16 protein-coding genes are annotated in these 14572 nt (G+C 35.3%); 5 read left to right on the top strand and 11 right to left on the bottom strand.

All coding sequences use genetic code 11. From position 1 onward, the window contains the following. The first annotated feature begins 9 nt into the window (after nt 1-9). From DW114_RS13940 to purH, 4 genes are read left to right on the top strand one after another with little or no spacing between them, the layout of a single operon-like run. Nucleotides 10-1608, top strand: a complete 1599-nt coding sequence (locus DW114_RS13940; RefSeq protein WP_117454348.1) for a flotillin family protein — start codon at nt 10-12, stop codon at nt 1606-1608. 25 nt (nt 1609-1633) lie between these two features. Then, nucleotides 1634-2665, top strand: coding sequence for a phosphoribosylformylglycinamidine cyclo-ligase (gene purM / locus DW114_RS13945; RefSeq protein ID WP_117454349.1), 1032 nt, complete (start codon nt 1634-1636; stop codon nt 2663-2665). Beyond that, nucleotides 2659-3252, top strand: a complete 594-nt coding sequence (gene purN / locus DW114_RS13950) for a phosphoribosylglycinamide formyltransferase (RefSeq protein ID WP_117454350.1) — start codon at nt 2659-2661, stop codon at nt 3250-3252. Before purM ends, purN begins: the two co-directional genes overlap by 7 nt. 1 nt (nt 3253) lies before the next feature. Next, nucleotides 3254-4786, top strand: a complete 1533-nt coding sequence (purH, locus tag DW114_RS13955; RefSeq protein WP_117454351.1) for a bifunctional phosphoribosylaminoimidazolecarboxamide formyltransferase/IMP cyclohydrolase — start codon at nt 3254-3256, stop codon at nt 4784-4786. 70 nt (nt 4787-4856) lie between these two features. Here purH and DW114_RS13960 read toward each other — a convergent pair whose 3' ends face one another. Together DW114_RS13960 and DW114_RS13965 are read right to left on the bottom strand one after the other, a co-directional pair. Then, nucleotides 4857-6314, bottom strand: coding sequence for an ATP-binding protein (locus tag DW114_RS13960; RefSeq protein WP_117454352.1), 1458 nt, complete (start codon nt 6312-6314; stop codon nt 4857-4859). Nucleotides 6315-6414: 100 nt separating this feature from the next. Continuing rightward, complete coding sequence (locus tag DW114_RS13965; RefSeq protein WP_117454353.1) at nt 6415-7074, bottom strand: YczE/YyaS/YitT family protein; 660 nt, start codon at nt 7072-7074, stop codon at nt 6415-6417. A 185-nt stretch (nt 7075-7259) separates the two neighbouring features. Here DW114_RS13965 and DW114_RS13970 point away from each other — a divergent pair, with 185 nt between their 5' ends. Beyond that, on the top strand, nt 7260-8480 hold the full coding sequence (locus tag DW114_RS13970; RefSeq protein WP_117454354.1) for an AAA family ATPase: 1221 nt from the start codon (nt 7260-7262) through the stop codon (nt 8478-8480). A 126-nt stretch (nt 8481-8606) separates the two neighbouring features. On the opposite strand, the gene DW114_RS21200 is transcribed toward DW114_RS13970, so the two are convergent. The 9 genes from DW114_RS21200 to DW114_RS14000 form a co-directional block, all read right to left on the bottom strand. Then, nucleotides 8607-8957: a hypothetical protein gene (locus DW114_RS21200; RefSeq protein WP_147322635.1), complete on the bottom strand. Its 351-nt coding sequence runs from the start codon at nt 8955-8957 to the stop codon at nt 8607-8609. Between the two features lie 137 nt (nt 8958-9094). Further along, the gene (locus DW114_RS13975; RefSeq protein ID WP_117454355.1) at nt 9095-9883 is read right to left on the bottom strand and encodes an alpha/beta fold hydrolase; all 789 of its coding nucleotides are present in this window, start codon (nt 9881-9883) and stop codon (nt 9095-9097) included. Beyond that, nucleotides 9880-10419, bottom strand: coding sequence for a PadR family transcriptional regulator (locus tag DW114_RS13980; RefSeq protein ID WP_117454356.1), 540 nt, complete (start codon nt 10417-10419; stop codon nt 9880-9882). The genes DW114_RS13975 and DW114_RS13980 overlap by 4 nt, the downstream gene beginning before the upstream one ends. A gap of 61 nt (nt 10420-10480) precedes the next feature. Continuing rightward, the gene (locus DW114_RS22215) at nt 10481-10633 is read right to left on the bottom strand and encodes a hypothetical protein (protein ID WP_158552838.1); all 153 of its coding nucleotides are present in this window, start codon (nt 10631-10633) and stop codon (nt 10481-10483) included. After that, nucleotides 10630-10782, bottom strand: coding sequence for a hypothetical protein (locus DW114_RS22220; protein WP_158552279.1), 153 nt, complete (start codon nt 10780-10782; stop codon nt 10630-10632). Before DW114_RS22220 ends, DW114_RS22215 begins: the two co-directional genes overlap by 4 nt. A gap of 84 nt (nt 10783-10866) precedes the next feature. Beyond that, nucleotides 10867-12285, bottom strand: coding sequence for a glycoside hydrolase family 1 protein (locus tag DW114_RS13985; protein ID WP_117454357.1), 1419 nt, complete (start codon nt 12283-12285; stop codon nt 10867-10869). A gap of 59 nt (nt 12286-12344) precedes the next feature. Continuing rightward, nucleotides 12345-13706 carry a PTS cellobiose transporter subunit IIC gene (gene celB, locus DW114_RS13990; protein ID WP_117454358.1) on the bottom strand — a complete coding sequence of 454 codons (1362 nt, stop codon included), beginning with the start codon at nt 13704-13706 and terminating at the stop codon, nt 12345-12347. Between the two features lie 18 nt (nt 13707-13724). Next, entirely contained in the window at nt 13725-14237 is a 513-nt protein-coding gene (locus tag DW114_RS13995) for a hypothetical protein (RefSeq protein WP_117454359.1), read from the bottom strand. Nucleotides 14238-14251: 14 nt separating this feature from the next. Beyond that, the gene (locus tag DW114_RS14000) at nt 14252-14572 is read right to left on the bottom strand and encodes a PTS cellobiose transporter subunit IIA (protein WP_199483599.1); all 321 of its coding nucleotides are present in this window, start codon (nt 14570-14572) and stop codon (nt 14252-14254) included.

The raw sequence follows: 14572 nt of genomic DNA on the forward strand, positions 1-14572 counted from the left end.
TAAATTCTTATGGATTTACAAGCATTATTGCCATATATTGCTGGCGCAATTGTGCTGATCCTATTGATTTTGATTATTACGATCGGATATGTAAAGGCACCACCTGATACTGCCTATATCATATCCGGTCTTCGTAAAAAAATTATTGTGGGAAAAGCCAGTATTAAAATTCCATTCTTAGAACGTTTGGATAAATTAAGCTTAAAGCTGATTCCGATTGATGTAAAAACAAGCAGCATGGTACCAACCGCTGATTATATCAATATTCAGGTAGATGCCGCAGTCAATGTAAAAGTTGGCACGGATGGCGATAAGTTAGAGCTTGCTGCACAAAACTTCTTAAATCAGACACCTGATTATATGGCACGTGTGGCAAGAGAAGTTTTAGAAGGTAACATGCGTGAAATTGTTGGACGTATGCGCCTAGAAGAAATGGTTTCTGATCGTCAGAAATTTGCAGAGCTGGTAAAAGAAAATGCCATGCCGGATTTAGCCGCAATGGGTTTAAATATCGTTAGTTTCAATGTACAGAATTTCACAGATGCCAATGGCGTTATTGATGATCTTGGTATTGATAATATATCACAGATTAAGAAAAAAGCTGCTATTGCCAAAGCAGAAGCGGATAAAGAAATCGCAGTTGCGAAAGCCGATGCCGATCGTCAGGCAAATGATGCAAGAGTTATCGCAGAGCGTGAAATTGCTATCAAAAACAACGATTTAGCAATGCAGAAAGCAGAATTAAAACGTATCGCAGATATGAAACAGGCAACAGCCGATGCTGCTTATCAGATTGAAAAAGAAAACCAGCGTAAAACCATTGAAGTTACTACAGCCGATGCGGATATCGCAAAACAGGAACGTGAAGTTCTATTAAAAGCGAAGGAAGTAGAAGTTAAGGAAAAAGCACTGGAAGCAGAGGTAAAGAAGCAGGCCGAAGCGGAAAAATTTGCGAAGCAGCAAAGAGCGGATGCAGAATTGTATACTCGCCAAAAAGAAGCAGAAGCCAAGAAATTTGAAATTCAGCAAGAAGCGGAAGCACAGAAAGCCAAAGCCGATGCTGATCGTTATAGCCGTGAACGTGAAGCACAAGGTATTCAGCTCGTCGGTGAAGCCGAAGCGGAAGCTATTCGTGCAAAAGGTGTTGCGGAAGCAGAAGCAATGGATAAAAAAGCCGAAGCATATCAGAAATATACCGGCGCTGCAGTAGCGGAAATGTTAATCAAAGTATTGCCAGATGTTGCTGGTAAAATCGCAGAACCATTATCGAAGATCGATAAGATTACCGTGATTGGCGGCAACGAAGGAAATGCCATAGATCCAGTCGCAGGCAATGTACCAGGTGTGATGATGAAATTGTTTGAATCCATGAAAGAAACAACCGGCATTGATTTAGGCGAAATCGTAAAAGCAAATACGTATGATGCCAAAGTCACAAGAAATGTAAATCTTTCTGGCATTCCAAACAACGAAACCAATGTGTATGTCACACCAGAAAAAGCAAAAGAAACAAAACCAAAAACAATTGTAAAACCTCAGCCTCTAAAGAAAGAGCCTGAAAAACAACCAGAACCTGTGAAAGATGAAAAACTTTCTTGGGAAAAATAGTTTGAAAAGGAGAATATAAAATAACATGAGTGATAAATATAGAGAAGCCGGTGTCAACCTGGAAGCCGGATACGAATCCGTACGTCTGATCAAAAGCCATGTCGCAAGAACAAAAATCAAAGGTGCAATGGATTCCATTGGTGCATTCGGAGGAATGTTTGACTTATCTACATTAGGTATGAAAGAACCAGTATTGGTAAGTGGTACCGATGGTGTAGGAACTAAATTAATGATCGCATTTGAAATGGATAAACACGATACAGTTGGTATTGATGCTGTCGCTATGTGTGTCAACGATGTATTAGTACAGGGTGCTGCGCCAATCTTCTTCCTTGACTACCTTGCAGTAGGAAAAAATGAACCAACAAAAATCGAACAGCTTGTCAAAGGTGTTGCGGATGGATGTGTTCAATCAGAATGTGCATTGATTGGTGGAGAAACAGCAGAAATGCCAGATATGTATGATGTAAAACACTATGATATCGCAGGCTTCTGTGTTGGTGCTGTTGAAAAAAGCAAATTATTAGATGGACAGAAAATTGAAGCAGGCAACGTATTAATTGGTTTACCTAGTTCAGGTGTTCATTCTAATGGTTTCTCATTGATTCGTAAAATCTTATTAAAAGACGCAAAACTTGATCTTCACAAAGAATATGATGAAATCGGTGGAGAAAAATTAGGTAATGTTTTATTAACACCTACAAAAATCTATGTAAAAGCAATTAAACACTTATTAGATAAAGTAGATATCAAAGGTATGTCACATATCACTGGTGGAGGCTTCTATGAAAACGTTCCACGTATGTTGAAGGAAGGACAGGGTGTTGTGATTGATACCAACGCTTATCCTAGAAAACCAATCTTTGATATGATCGCAAAATATGGTGAAGTACCAATGGAAGAAATGTGTAACGTATTCAACATGGGTATTGGTTTCATGATGGCAGTTGATAAAGCTGATGTAGAAAAAGTTCAAAGCTTATTAGCAGAAATCAATGAGCCAAGCTATGTGATTGGTGAAGTCACAAACAGTGGAAAGGTAGAAGTGAAATGGTAAATATTGCCATCTTCGCTAGTGGAAATGGTTCCAATTTTGAAAATATCGTCAATGCAATTCAAAATGGCACAATCAAAGATACAAACTGTGCCATTCTGATTGTGGATAAACCACAGGCATATGCCATTGAACGAGCAAAAAAACTTGGAATTCCTTATCGTTATGTAGACCCAAAAGCATATGGTGGAAAAGCTGGATACGAAACAGAAATCATGAAAACCTTAAAGGAAAATCATGTAGAACTGATTGTTTTAGCTGGATATATGCGTTTTATTGGTGAAGTGTTACTTACAAACTATCCAAACCGCATCATCAATATTCACCCTGCTTATCTTCCAAATTTCCCAGGAGCACATGGCATCTTAGATGCATATGAAGCAAAAGCAGAATTTACAGGTGTTACCGTACATTATGTAGATGAAGGCGTTGATACTGGAGAAATCATCGCACAGGAAAAAATCATGATTGATCCTGCATGGTCATTAGAAACACTGGAAGAACATGTACATGGCATGGAATATCAATTATTCCCTAAAGTCATTGCGCAGATTACAGAAAACTTAAACAAAGAGAAAGAGGTAATGTAAAGTGAAAAGAGCATTGGTAAGTGTATCAGATAAAACCAATCTTGTGGAATTCGTTTCTGGTTTAGTTGATTTAGGCTATGAAATTATTTCTACAGGGGGTACAAAAAAGACACTGGAAGCTGCTGGTATCAAAACCATCGGTATTTCTGATGTCACAGGTTTCCCTGAAATTATGGATGGGCGTGTAAAAACATTACATCCAAAGGTACATGGTGCATTGTTATGTGTACGTGATAATCCTGATCATGTAAGACAGATCAAAGAATTAGGTATTGAATACATCGATTTGGTATGTGTAAACTTATACCCATTCAAACAAACAGTACAGAAACCAGGCGTCAGCCACGAAGAAATCATTGAGAATATCGATATTGGCGGACCAAGTATGTTACGTAGTGCTTCTAAAAACTATAAATTTATTCCTGTCATCTGTGATCCTAATGATTATGATGCAGTTTTAAATGAAATCAAGGAAAACGGGGAAACAAGTTTAAAGACTCGTGAATTATTAGCCGCAAAAGTATTCCGTCACACAGCACAGTATGACGCAATGATCGCCAATTATCTAACAGAAAGAACAGGCGAAAAATATCCTGAAAAATTAACGTTAACATTTGATAAGGTACAGGAGCTTCGTTATGGAGAAAACCCTCACCAGAGTGCTGCTTTCTATAAGGGAATGCACCCACAATATTCATTAGCAAATGCAAAACAGCTTCATGGGAAAGAACTTTCCTATAATAACATTCAGGATGGTAATGCTGCTATCGAAATCCTGAAAGACTTTGAAGGAAAACCAGCTGCTGTTGGATTAAAACACATGAATCCATGTGGTGTTGGCATTGGTGAAACAATTGAAGAAGCATGGGATAAAGCGTATGAAGCTGATCCAGTTTCTATCTTTGGTGGTATTGTCGCATTCAACGAACCAGTCAATAAAGCTGTCGCAGAAAAACTTGCGAACATCTTCTTAGAAATCATCATTGCGCCAAGCTTTGATGCGGATGCATTTGATATTTTGTCAAAGAAGAAAAACATTCGTTTAATGACGTTAGATACAACACTTCCAGTAGATACAACATATAAATTTACAAATGTAAATGATGGATTGCTTGTACAAGATATCGATGATAAGAAAATAAGTGAAGAAGAATTGCGTTGTGTCACAAACCGTAAACCTACAGCTGAAGAAATGGAACAGTTATTGTTCGCATGGAAAGTTGTAAAACATGTAAAATCTAATGCTATCGTACTTGCGAAAGACAATATGACTATTGGTGTTGGCGCAGGACAGATGAATCGTGTAGGAGCCGCAAGAATCGCTATCGAACAGGCTGGCGAAAAAGCCAAAGGTTCTGTTATGTCATCTGATGCATTCTTCCCAATGCCAGATACAGTGGAAGAAGCTGTAAAAGCAGGTGTGACTGCCATCATTCAGCCAGGTGGATCCATCAAAGATCAGTTGTCTATTGATGTATGTAATGAACATGGGATTGCCATGGTCTACACAGGATGCCGTCACTTTAAACACTAATTATATAAATGCATATTATAAAAGATCGTTTCTATAGGGAACGATCTTTTTAACGTCTAGATTGTTATTGCTATGATTCTAAAATCAGCCAATATCCTTTTGTACTACCAATTCTTTTGATATAACCTTTATCTGCAAGAGCTTTTGTGTTACGTTTCACTGTCGCTATGGATAAACAGGTAATATCCGCAAGTTGTTTTTGCGTAATATGAGGATTTTCAATTATCAATTTCAAAATATGATATTCATTTTGGGTTAAATGTTGATTGGTATCATTGGTATCACAATTGGTATCAAATTTGATACCAAAGTCATGTTCATGAATCTTTGTATCAATATCAGGATAATGATATTCTTCATATTGTATCATATCTTGGTAATTTAGATTTGGTAAGATAACACGAAACTGTGTACGATCAGAATAGAAAACAGGTCTTTTTTCTTCTTTGAAGTTTTTCTGATGCTCATATTCGTGAATGATTTTGCTTAATCCACTTCCTTGACGTTCCATAAATCCAAGACGATTAAAAATATCCGCAAGTACAGGATTTCTTCTTTTAGAAGCAATATAGCGAATATCTAAATCCTGAATAGAACTTCCATTTAACATTCCACCAGGGGAGTAAATCTCCATGCGATCATCAAAAATATCCACATGTACTTCACTTCCAATTGTCATGTAGTCACGATGGATTAGTGCGTTCACAAGAGCTTCAGATGTACTTTGGTATACGTATTCAGGCATTTCAATACGGGAAAAAGGAGATTTTTTCCACATGGTTTTTGTGTTTCTTTTGATAAAATCTTCACCATCACGAAGTAAAGAGATGATGCTGCCATGATATTCATCACTATCGAATGCATCAATGATCCCGCCAGCTTTTGTAAGACCATTCCATCTTGTACAAAACAATCTGTTTTGATAGATTGGAGATTCATCTGCGATGATGGCACCTGCATTTGTCAAATAACCATTTGCATCCACAATATGAAAGGAATAAAACATTTTGTCTTCAAAACTTTTTTGTGTCCACTGTTTAAACCGTTCTTTAAGTTTTGAAAATGCAAAATCATCAAATCTATAAACAGAACTTAAGGAATCAAAAGAGCTGTTTTTTCCTCTTAATACGAGTCTTTTCAATTCTGTGGCATTCGCCACAACACTTTCATTGTCAATACGAAGATAGGCTTCCATGACATTATCACCTGCATAATAATATGGAGTTTCCTCACCTTTAAATACTTCTAATAATAAGATGTTTTTATCATTTATTTGTTTTATATGCATGTTAGTTTGTGGTATTGGATCAATTCGTTCTTTGATTTTTTGACTAATAAACTCTGAATCTTTTTTCACATTTTCCAAGCCAATTACTTGGTCTTCATCATCAATTCCAAAGATTAGTATTCCTCCCAATGTATTCGCAAAAGCACTTACACTTTTCAGCCAACTTTTTACTTTTCTTTTTTCAACTGCCTGTTTTTTATCATAAGTTGTGACTTCACCAATTAGATTTTCTATATCCATATAATCAACTCCCTTTTGCTTATTATAACGTTTTATAGTGCAAAAAGAAACCATATATTTAAAAAAATTTATTATTTAAAATTAAACCCAAAGTCCGCTATTAAGTTGTCTCAAATTGCCTTTCCACAACTTTGTCTATCAGATCATAATGCAAAAATATAGGATGAAGAATCTTCATGAATACACCAAGTGTAGGGCCAAAAATAATCATACCGATGATAGTCCCCAAACCAACAGATAAAGGTATATGGCATATGAAAGTAAGTAAAAAAACTATAAGAATACTTAGCACATCTACAAGTTGTCTTAACTTATGGAATTCAATTGGAAAAATACGAGATACCACCATGCATAATCCTTCTAATGCCATGGTCACTTTGTTTACTAACATGACCATAGAGACTCCTAGAGCACATATCGTGTTTGCGATAAGATATAAAACGATTCCACCAAGCAAGGAAGATGTTTCAAATGTAAAGACTATATCTGTCGCAAAATTCACGATAAGGCCTAGTAACATACAGAAAGGAACCTGTAAGAGATGACGAAGTGTAAAGTCTTTCCTTAATATACATAACTGTCCAAATACGCATATACAGTTGCATAGGATACCAGCAGTACCAATTTCAATATTCATGATATTCGCAATAGATTTCCCCATAGCATCCCATGCGCCCATACCAACGTTTGCTTTTATTGTTAATGCACATCCAAATCCTACAATTATGAATCCAAACATAATTACTATATATTTCTTCATCCTAATCCCTCTCGTTTCTATAGGATAAGTATAATGTTGAAAATAGGGGATTTGGTTATATAAATTTGCCGTATTGACATAGCTTATCAGGTAATTTTTATAAGAGAAAATACTACACTGTTCAACTTTTTAAGAGTGATGTATGTTATAATAGCTATATAAAGATAAAGAAAGTCAGGGATTAGATGAAAAAAACAATAAGAATAGATATTGAAGATTATCGTAACTTCATAGAAAAAAATCACTATTCTATAGATAAAACATTATTGATCAAAGATTTTCTTGATGATGGCGATAAAGTCACATTAATCACTCGCCCAAGATGCTTTGGGAAAACCTTAAATATGTCCATGATGGCAGAATTTTTAGATATCACAAAAGATAGTAAGAATATATTCAAAGACACAAATATTATGAGATCAGATAAAGCAGAGCTTATAAACAAAATTCCTGTGATTTTTATAAGTTTCAAAGATGTAAAAGGTAGTAAAAAGAATTTTGTAAGAATGTTGAAAAAAACAATATTAGAAGAATATCGCAAGTACTATTTTATAATCGAACAATTGAATAAGCTGGATAAATCAACTATTGAATTTACAATAAAGGAATTAAAGAAAACAACGGATGAAAATCTTATCGGAATCAATGATTCTATTCAATTACTATGCCAATTATTATATGACTATTTTGGTAAAAGAGTTATCTTGTTTATCGATGAATATGACACACCATTTATGGAAGCAAACAGTCAAGGATATTATGAGGATATACACAATGCTTTATCTACCTTATTATCCACTGCACTAAAAGGAAATAAGTATTTAGACAAAGCATTTCTAACGGGTATACAAGGAATTCCAAGAGCAAATATTTTTGGAGGATTGAATAATATTAGTGTATATGGTGTTGATAAAAAACTATATGGACAGTATTTTGGTTTTGTTGAATCAGAAACAAAAGCTTTATTAGCATATTACAATCTACAACTCACAAAGGAAGTAAAAGAAATGTATGGTGGTTATAGAATTGGTGGATATGATGTATATAATCCATTGTCCATTAGTAAATACGTAAACGACAGGGTGTTGAATCCTTATTGGATAAATACAATAAGCGACACAACGATAAAGAAGCTAATGAATGCTTGTACGGAATATGTTAGGGCTGATTATGAAACATTAATCACAAAGGGCAGTATTCATGTGCATACAGATTTAGAAACTTCATATCTTGAGGAGATGAAGGATCAAACGTTTTGGGCATTATTTATCCATTTAGGCTACTTAACAATAGTAGAGAAAATAGATATGGATTATTATAAAGTACGTATTTCAAATAACGAAATGAAGAAAGCATTAAAGGATTTAGAGGTATATATCTTAGCCAATAAAAATATTAAAATATAAATATAAAAAAAATGCCAACCTTATGCAGATTGGCATTTTATAAACTAATCACTTAAATCAGAACCATTGCTGGCAATGATTTTCTTATATCAGTAGAAAGAATCTTTACCATAACGATCTAATGTTTTAAATCGAAAACTTATAAGGAATCATTTTTTTATAAAGAGATTTCACAGCGGATATAGAGTAATCCTTTTTCCATGAGGTATTAAATTTTTGGGAAATGCTTTCCTTTAAATTTGTAAAATGCCTATAAATCCTCCTTTTTTTAACACGATTAGAAGCAATATATTCCAACATATCCCTCGCTCCTAAATTATAAGATATTGGCATTGTAGCACCAACCTTTGATACTGGTAGGAAATATTTATATACACGGTGCCCTCTTTGAGTATTCAAGTTACTATCAAATCCAGAAATAATTTCAAAATCAGAGGTTGCATTAAATCTATCACTTTCGTTTTGTAATACCCACAAAAATTCTTATAAATTGAGTCTTTTATGTGCGAGTAATGTTGCCATGTTCATGTGCAGATTCAAGAATATTTGGAAATCCCTTTGATAGGGACAGCCGATAACAGACGGGGTATAATATGAATTTACAATCAGTTTTTTTATTCTGCGCTTGTCCAAAAATTCTCCATAGTTTCATTAAACTCCTGTGGCACATCCATATTGGCACAGTGTCCCGCATTTTCAAAAACAACTACTCTGCAATTTGGCTCATTTATTTTCCATTGTTTGATTGCCTCTAATTCCATTGGAATATCAAAGCTTCCGCATCCTATCAACAAAGGGTAATTTCGTTTTCCGGTTTCATGTTTATTTACCATACTATTGAGTGTTCTCAAAAACATAAATGACTTTTTCGGAAAAAGTATGTTCATATCAAAAAACTCATTTTGCGCCTGTGAAGTATAGGCAGAAATTTTCTTATTTGTTTTTGCAAACCATTTAATGGAAAAAACGGCTTTTAACATCATTAACATCTGTTTTGCACCATTATCCTTTTGCATTTTATTATCAAAATTATTGATGTCATATCCTCCAAAGCAAGCCAATGAGCGCACTAAGTTTGGGTAACGATTAGCAAAATCCTGCGCCAAGATTGCTCCTAACGAAACACCTATAATATGTATTTTTTCAATATTTTCTACCTTTAAGATGTCGAATATCCATTCTGACATCTTATCTATACTATCTCCTTTTCGGGTATCCGTTGACTGTCCGTGACCAATGATGTCAATAGCCATAACATTATATTTGTTCTGAAAGTACTCAAACTGTGCCTTAAACATATTATGATTGACAAAAGCGGCGTGAATAAAAAGTATCCATTCAGTATGCTCTGTTCCACTGATAAAATATGTAATTGGCGAATTAGCTAACTTTATTGATTTCATATTTTGTTTCCTCTTATTTCATCAAGAAGTTTTTGATACCAATCAATATTGAATTTCATAAAATCTTTGCCATATAGGGCAGCGGTAAGCTGATAATGGAGAATATCCTTGTTTTCATCAGGAACTTTGACATTTTCTGCTTCCTTGCAAATAGCATTCAATATGTCATACTGTTCTTTTAACTTTGAAACATACTCTTGTAACACTGCTTCACGCTTTTCTTTTGTTGAAAAACCCATAAAATACAATTTAGCTAATTCAGGATTTTTGCTACTGTGTATTTCCATTGGTGTGGATAACCACTGAATAAAATTTTGTTTTCCGCTATCCGTTATGGAATAAATCTTTTTATACTTTCCATTCTCAACGACCTCTTCATACTGAATATATTCACAATTAAGCAATTTCTTTATAGCAGCCTGTATACTTCCCATACTGCTGCTGTACATCATATTAAGCCCTTTATCTATTCTCTCACGCAACTGATAAATGGTTCTGCTGTTCAACAGCAAAAGACCAAGAATAATGTTATCCATACGCTCCTCCTTTATATTACTATTAGTAACATTTCTATTGTATTTGATTTTCCTAACGATGTCAATAGATAATAAAGGAGGTAGGAAATAAAGTCAAAACAGAACCTCCTATTTTTTTTGGCTGTCCTTGCTGATTATTATTCTGTGGATTTTCTGCTGGCTGATCGCCTTTGCTTTTTAATACAATGTCATCTGCCTTAATGAACCAGTTCATGTCTGTACCTTGAGAGGTAATATTTGCCACGTATTAGCAATCAATATTGATAGTTCTACTTCCGCATCATATTCAGATTTCTTTAATGAAACAGTAGCAGGAATGGACACTTGTACCATGCGTTTTTTGTCCTCGTCATTTGAGGTCATAGGTTCTTTCCTTGATTTCATTAGATACTATTAAAATAAGTATAAAAAGAAAATGCCAACCTTATGCAGGTTGACATTTTTAAACTAATCGCTTAAATCAGAACCATTGCTGGCAATAACTTTCTTGTACCAGTAGAAAGAATCTTTACGATAACGATCTAATGTTTTTAAATCAAATTCATCACGATCAACATAGATGAAACCATAACGTTTCACCATACCTTCGTGTGTAGAAATTAAATCTAATGCAGACCATGGACAATAACCTAACATTTCACAGCCATCAGTAATTGCTAATTGTACTTGTTCAATGTGATCCCTTAAATATTTGATACGGTAAGAATCATGTACTTTGCCATCTTCTGTTAATTTATCATAAGCACCCAGACCATTTTCTGTCACAATCATAGGCAGACGATAGCGGGAATACATTTCACGAATGGTAGCGCGGAATCCCATAGGATCAATTTCCCATCCAAATTCTGTTTTTGGAAGATTTGGATTACGGAAAGCACGATATAGTCCAGCAATACCCTGCGCATTTTGCTGATCAGCATGTACATCACTGATTTCTGTGCCATCACTAGCAGCGACTGTTGCCGTGTTATAGTAATTAAAACCAATAAAATCTGGGTGTCCACTCTTTAGTGCTTCTTCATCACCTGGCATAAATTCAGGACATGCATCATGTTCTTCTAAATAAGCCCATACTAGATTATTGTATACACCATATACAGACATATCCAGATATAGCCAGTTTCTTAAGGCATTGAAGTTTTGGGCAGCCTGTACATCTTCTGGTTTACAGCTTGCTGGATATACCAAAGAAATATTTGGCGCAGGTCCGATTTTCGCATCTGGCAATAATTCATGACATAAAGCCATTGCTTTTGCTTGTGCCACTAACATGTGATGATTCTGTTGGTAGATTTCTTTTAACTCATTTGTACATCCTTCCGGAATATGAAGTGTTCCAATCACAGGACCAGATAATGTTAAAACATTTTGTTCATTGATGGTTAACCAGTATTTTACACGATCGCCATAGTTTTCAAACAAGATTCTCGCAAAGTTCACGAACCAATCCACGGATTCACGATTTGACCAAGAGCCACGTTCATCAAGTTTCGCAGGCATATCAAAGTGAAACATTGTAATAATTGGCTGGATGTTATGAGATAAACATTCATTAATCAGGTTATTATAGAATTCTATTCCTTTTGGATTCACATCACCTGTACCTTCTGGAAGAATTCTTGACCATGAGATAGAGAAACGGTAAGCTTTAAATCCCATTTCAGCCATTAAAGCGATATCTTCTTTATAACGATGGTAATGATCAGCACATACGGTTAAATCGGATGTGCCTTCTGGTACTTGTTTGACATCCTGACAAGATGGACCCTTGCCATCGATCAGATTGGCACCTTCTACCTGATAGGCAGAAGTGCTGGCACCCCATAAAAAGGTTTGCGGAAAGGGTTTTAAGTTTTTATGTAACATACAATTTTCTCCTTTATTTTACTTTGATAGGAGGATATATGCTATCCTCCTGATATTATTTATTCAGCACTTGTTTGTCCCTGTTCTTCTTTATATAACTTTTTATCATAAGCTTTGAAGAATGGGAAGTAAATGATGGTAGCGACTGTAATACAGACTAAGGCAAGAATGACTGCTTTGAAATCACCAGCTGTACCTAAGAATGCGCCGATACCAACAGGTGTTGGCCAAGGTACCTGTGCAATCATTGGAGCGACAAGTCCTGTATCGATTGCGAAGAATGCGATCAAAGAACTAACGATTGGCGCAAGGATAAATGGAATCAATAAACTTGGGTTATAAATCATTGGTGTACCAAAGATGATTGGTTCATTGATATTGAAGAATGCAGGTACGATAGAAGCTCTTCCTAATACTTTTAACTGTTCAGATTTTGCCATAAATACCATGAAGATAACCAGTCCAAGAGTTGCGCCTGAACCACCAATCGTAACATAACAGTTATTGAATTCACCAGCATATGCATAAATCTGTCCGCTACCAGATTGTACAGCATCGAAGTTGTGTGCCATATTTGCTAATACGATAGGATTTGTGAAAGAAGTGATGATAGTAGCACCATGGATACCAACACACCATAATGCACCAATTAAGAAGTAAATGATAATCATACCATACCATGTATTTGTGACATTGGTTACGAAACTAAATGGAATCTGAATGATTTTATAAATATCATAGCCAGTTAATACCAATAATGCATTGATGATTAATACCACAAATGCGACAACGAAAGCTGGAATTAATGCAGTAAATGATTTACTAACACCAGCAGGTACAGCTTCTGGCATACGAATTGTCCAGTTCTTTTTCACACATAGAGAATACAACCATACAGCTAAGGCTGCCATCAGGATACCGGTAAAGATACCTTCTGTACCTAAACGTGTAGCGAAGTCACCTAAACGGATACCATTGAATACATGTTCAGAATCAGTAATACTTTGTACAAGCTTCATCATACCACCATCAATGGTAAGTTCAGGAATTGTGAATAAGAATGCCATTAAACTTAACATTGCACCATTTAAAGGGTCAAGATTTAAATCGTTTTCTTTTGCTTTGATCTTAGTTAATTCATACCCCATGATGATACAGAAATATATCGCAAGCACACCCATGGTAAAGTGATTTGCTATCATATATAAATCGTTAAATTTCACAAAGGAAGCATTCCAGATTCCTTGTAAAACAGGGAATGCCTGTGGTATAACACTTAATACTAAGAACATAGATCCAACAATGGTAAATGGTATAGATGCCATACCAGCTGCCATGATGGCACGTACAAACTGGAACGTTGATAATTTACCCATTGGTCCCATCAGATATTTCTCTAAAAAATCAAATACTTTTGACATAATGTTTTCTCCTTTTTACTATAGATGCAGTTTTAATGCTTTTTCATACTGCATAATTCGTTGATATTGTTTATCTTCATTACGCTCGATTTTATCTAATCGTTTGATACAGCTAAATGCCATGATACCACCAATCAATAAAATCGTAGACGCAATGATACGTGAAGTCATGATGTCACTTAAAAAAGGAAATAAATCATGAAACATCCCTGTCCACATCAAAATCCCCGCTACAATATTTACTCCCAGTTGTGTACGGAAATAGATGGTACTCCATTTCATATCGATATTTGTTTCCCCATAGGAACGAATTACATCAAAACATGGTTTCACTGCCAATAACAACATTGTACAGGGAAGCGCCATAATCCATTGCCCCTGTGTGTACAGCGCCCAGTAGAAATTAGAGAATACAAAGACAGCCAGAAAGTAGCGTACCATGAGGTAGCGGTTAAAATACATATTCTTTAAGCTGCTTAATTTCTTTTGTGTTTCTATGGATGTTTGATTTACCTTTTTATTTTTTGACATCGTTCTCACCTTTCTTATACTCGTTTATATAAATGTTCCATTTCCTTAGCGACTTCCAGCAAGGTCATGGTTGTCATCAAATGATCTTGTGCATGCACCATGATGATCTGTATTTCAATGGTAGTGCCACGGCTGAATTCCTGTAATAAATCTGTTTGTGCCTGATGGGCTAAGACCAATTCTTTATCTGCTTCTTCCAGTTTTTCTTCTGCTTCTGCAAACTTACCTTCTCGCATACAAGCCAAGGCTTCATGAATACTGGTACGTGCAGAACCACTGTGTAATATGATATTAAAAGCAACCAGCTGTGATTGGGATTCCTCCATTACCGCCAT

The sequence above is a fragment of the Absiella sp. AM09-50 genome (assembly GCF_003433845.1).
Classification (GTDB): Bacteria; Bacillota_I; Bacilli_A; order Erysipelotrichales; family Erysipelotrichaceae; genus Hoskinsella; species Hoskinsella hominis.

Excerpts from the sequence above, each read along its gene's own strand:
- celB (WP_117454358.1), bottom strand. The coding sequence starts at position 13,706 with ATGTCAAAAGTATTTGATTTTTTAGAGAAATATCTGATGGGACCAATG.
- DW114_RS13995 (WP_117454359.1), bottom strand. The coding sequence starts at position 14,237 with ATGTCAAAAAATAAAAAGGTAAATCAAACATCCATAGAAACACAAAAG.
- DW114_RS13985 (WP_117454357.1), bottom strand. The coding sequence starts at position 12,285 with ATGTTACATAAAAACTTAAAACCCTTTCCGCAAACCTTTTTATGGGGT.
- DW114_RS22215 (WP_158552838.1), bottom strand. The coding sequence starts at position 10,633 with ATGAACTGGTTCATTAAGGCAGATGACATTGTATTAAAAAGCAAAGGC.
- DW114_RS14000 (WP_199483599.1), bottom strand. The coding sequence starts at position 14,572 with ATGGCGGTAATGGAGGAATCCCAATCACAGCTGGTTGCTTTTAATATC.
- DW114_RS13940 (WP_117454348.1), top strand. The coding sequence starts at position 10 with ATGGATTTACAAGCATTATTGCCATATATTGCTGGCGCAATTGTGCTG.
- DW114_RS13975 (WP_117454355.1), bottom strand. The coding sequence starts at position 9,883 with ATGAAATCAATAAAGTTAGCTAATTCGCCAATTACATATTTTATCAGT.
- purN (WP_117454350.1), top strand. The coding sequence starts at position 2,659 with ATGGTAAATATTGCCATCTTCGCTAGTGGAAATGGTTCCAATTTTGAA.
- DW114_RS13965 (WP_117454353.1), bottom strand. The coding sequence starts at position 7,074 with ATGAAGAAATATATAGTAATTATGTTTGGATTCATAATTGTAGGATTT.
- DW114_RS22220 (WP_158552279.1), bottom strand. The coding sequence starts at position 10,782 with ATGACCTCAAATGACGAGGACAAAAAACGCATGGTACAAGTGTCCATT.
- DW114_RS13980 (WP_117454356.1), bottom strand. The coding sequence starts at position 10,419 with ATGGATAACATTATTCTTGGTCTTTTGCTGTTGAACAGCAGAACCATT.
- purM (WP_117454349.1), top strand. The coding sequence starts at position 1,634 with ATGAGTGATAAATATAGAGAAGCCGGTGTCAACCTGGAAGCCGGATAC.
- DW114_RS13970 (WP_117454354.1), top strand. The coding sequence starts at position 7,260 with ATGAAAAAAACAATAAGAATAGATATTGAAGATTATCGTAACTTCATA.
- DW114_RS13960 (WP_117454352.1), bottom strand. The coding sequence starts at position 6,314 with ATGGATATAGAAAATCTAATTGGTGAAGTCACAACTTATGATAAAAAA.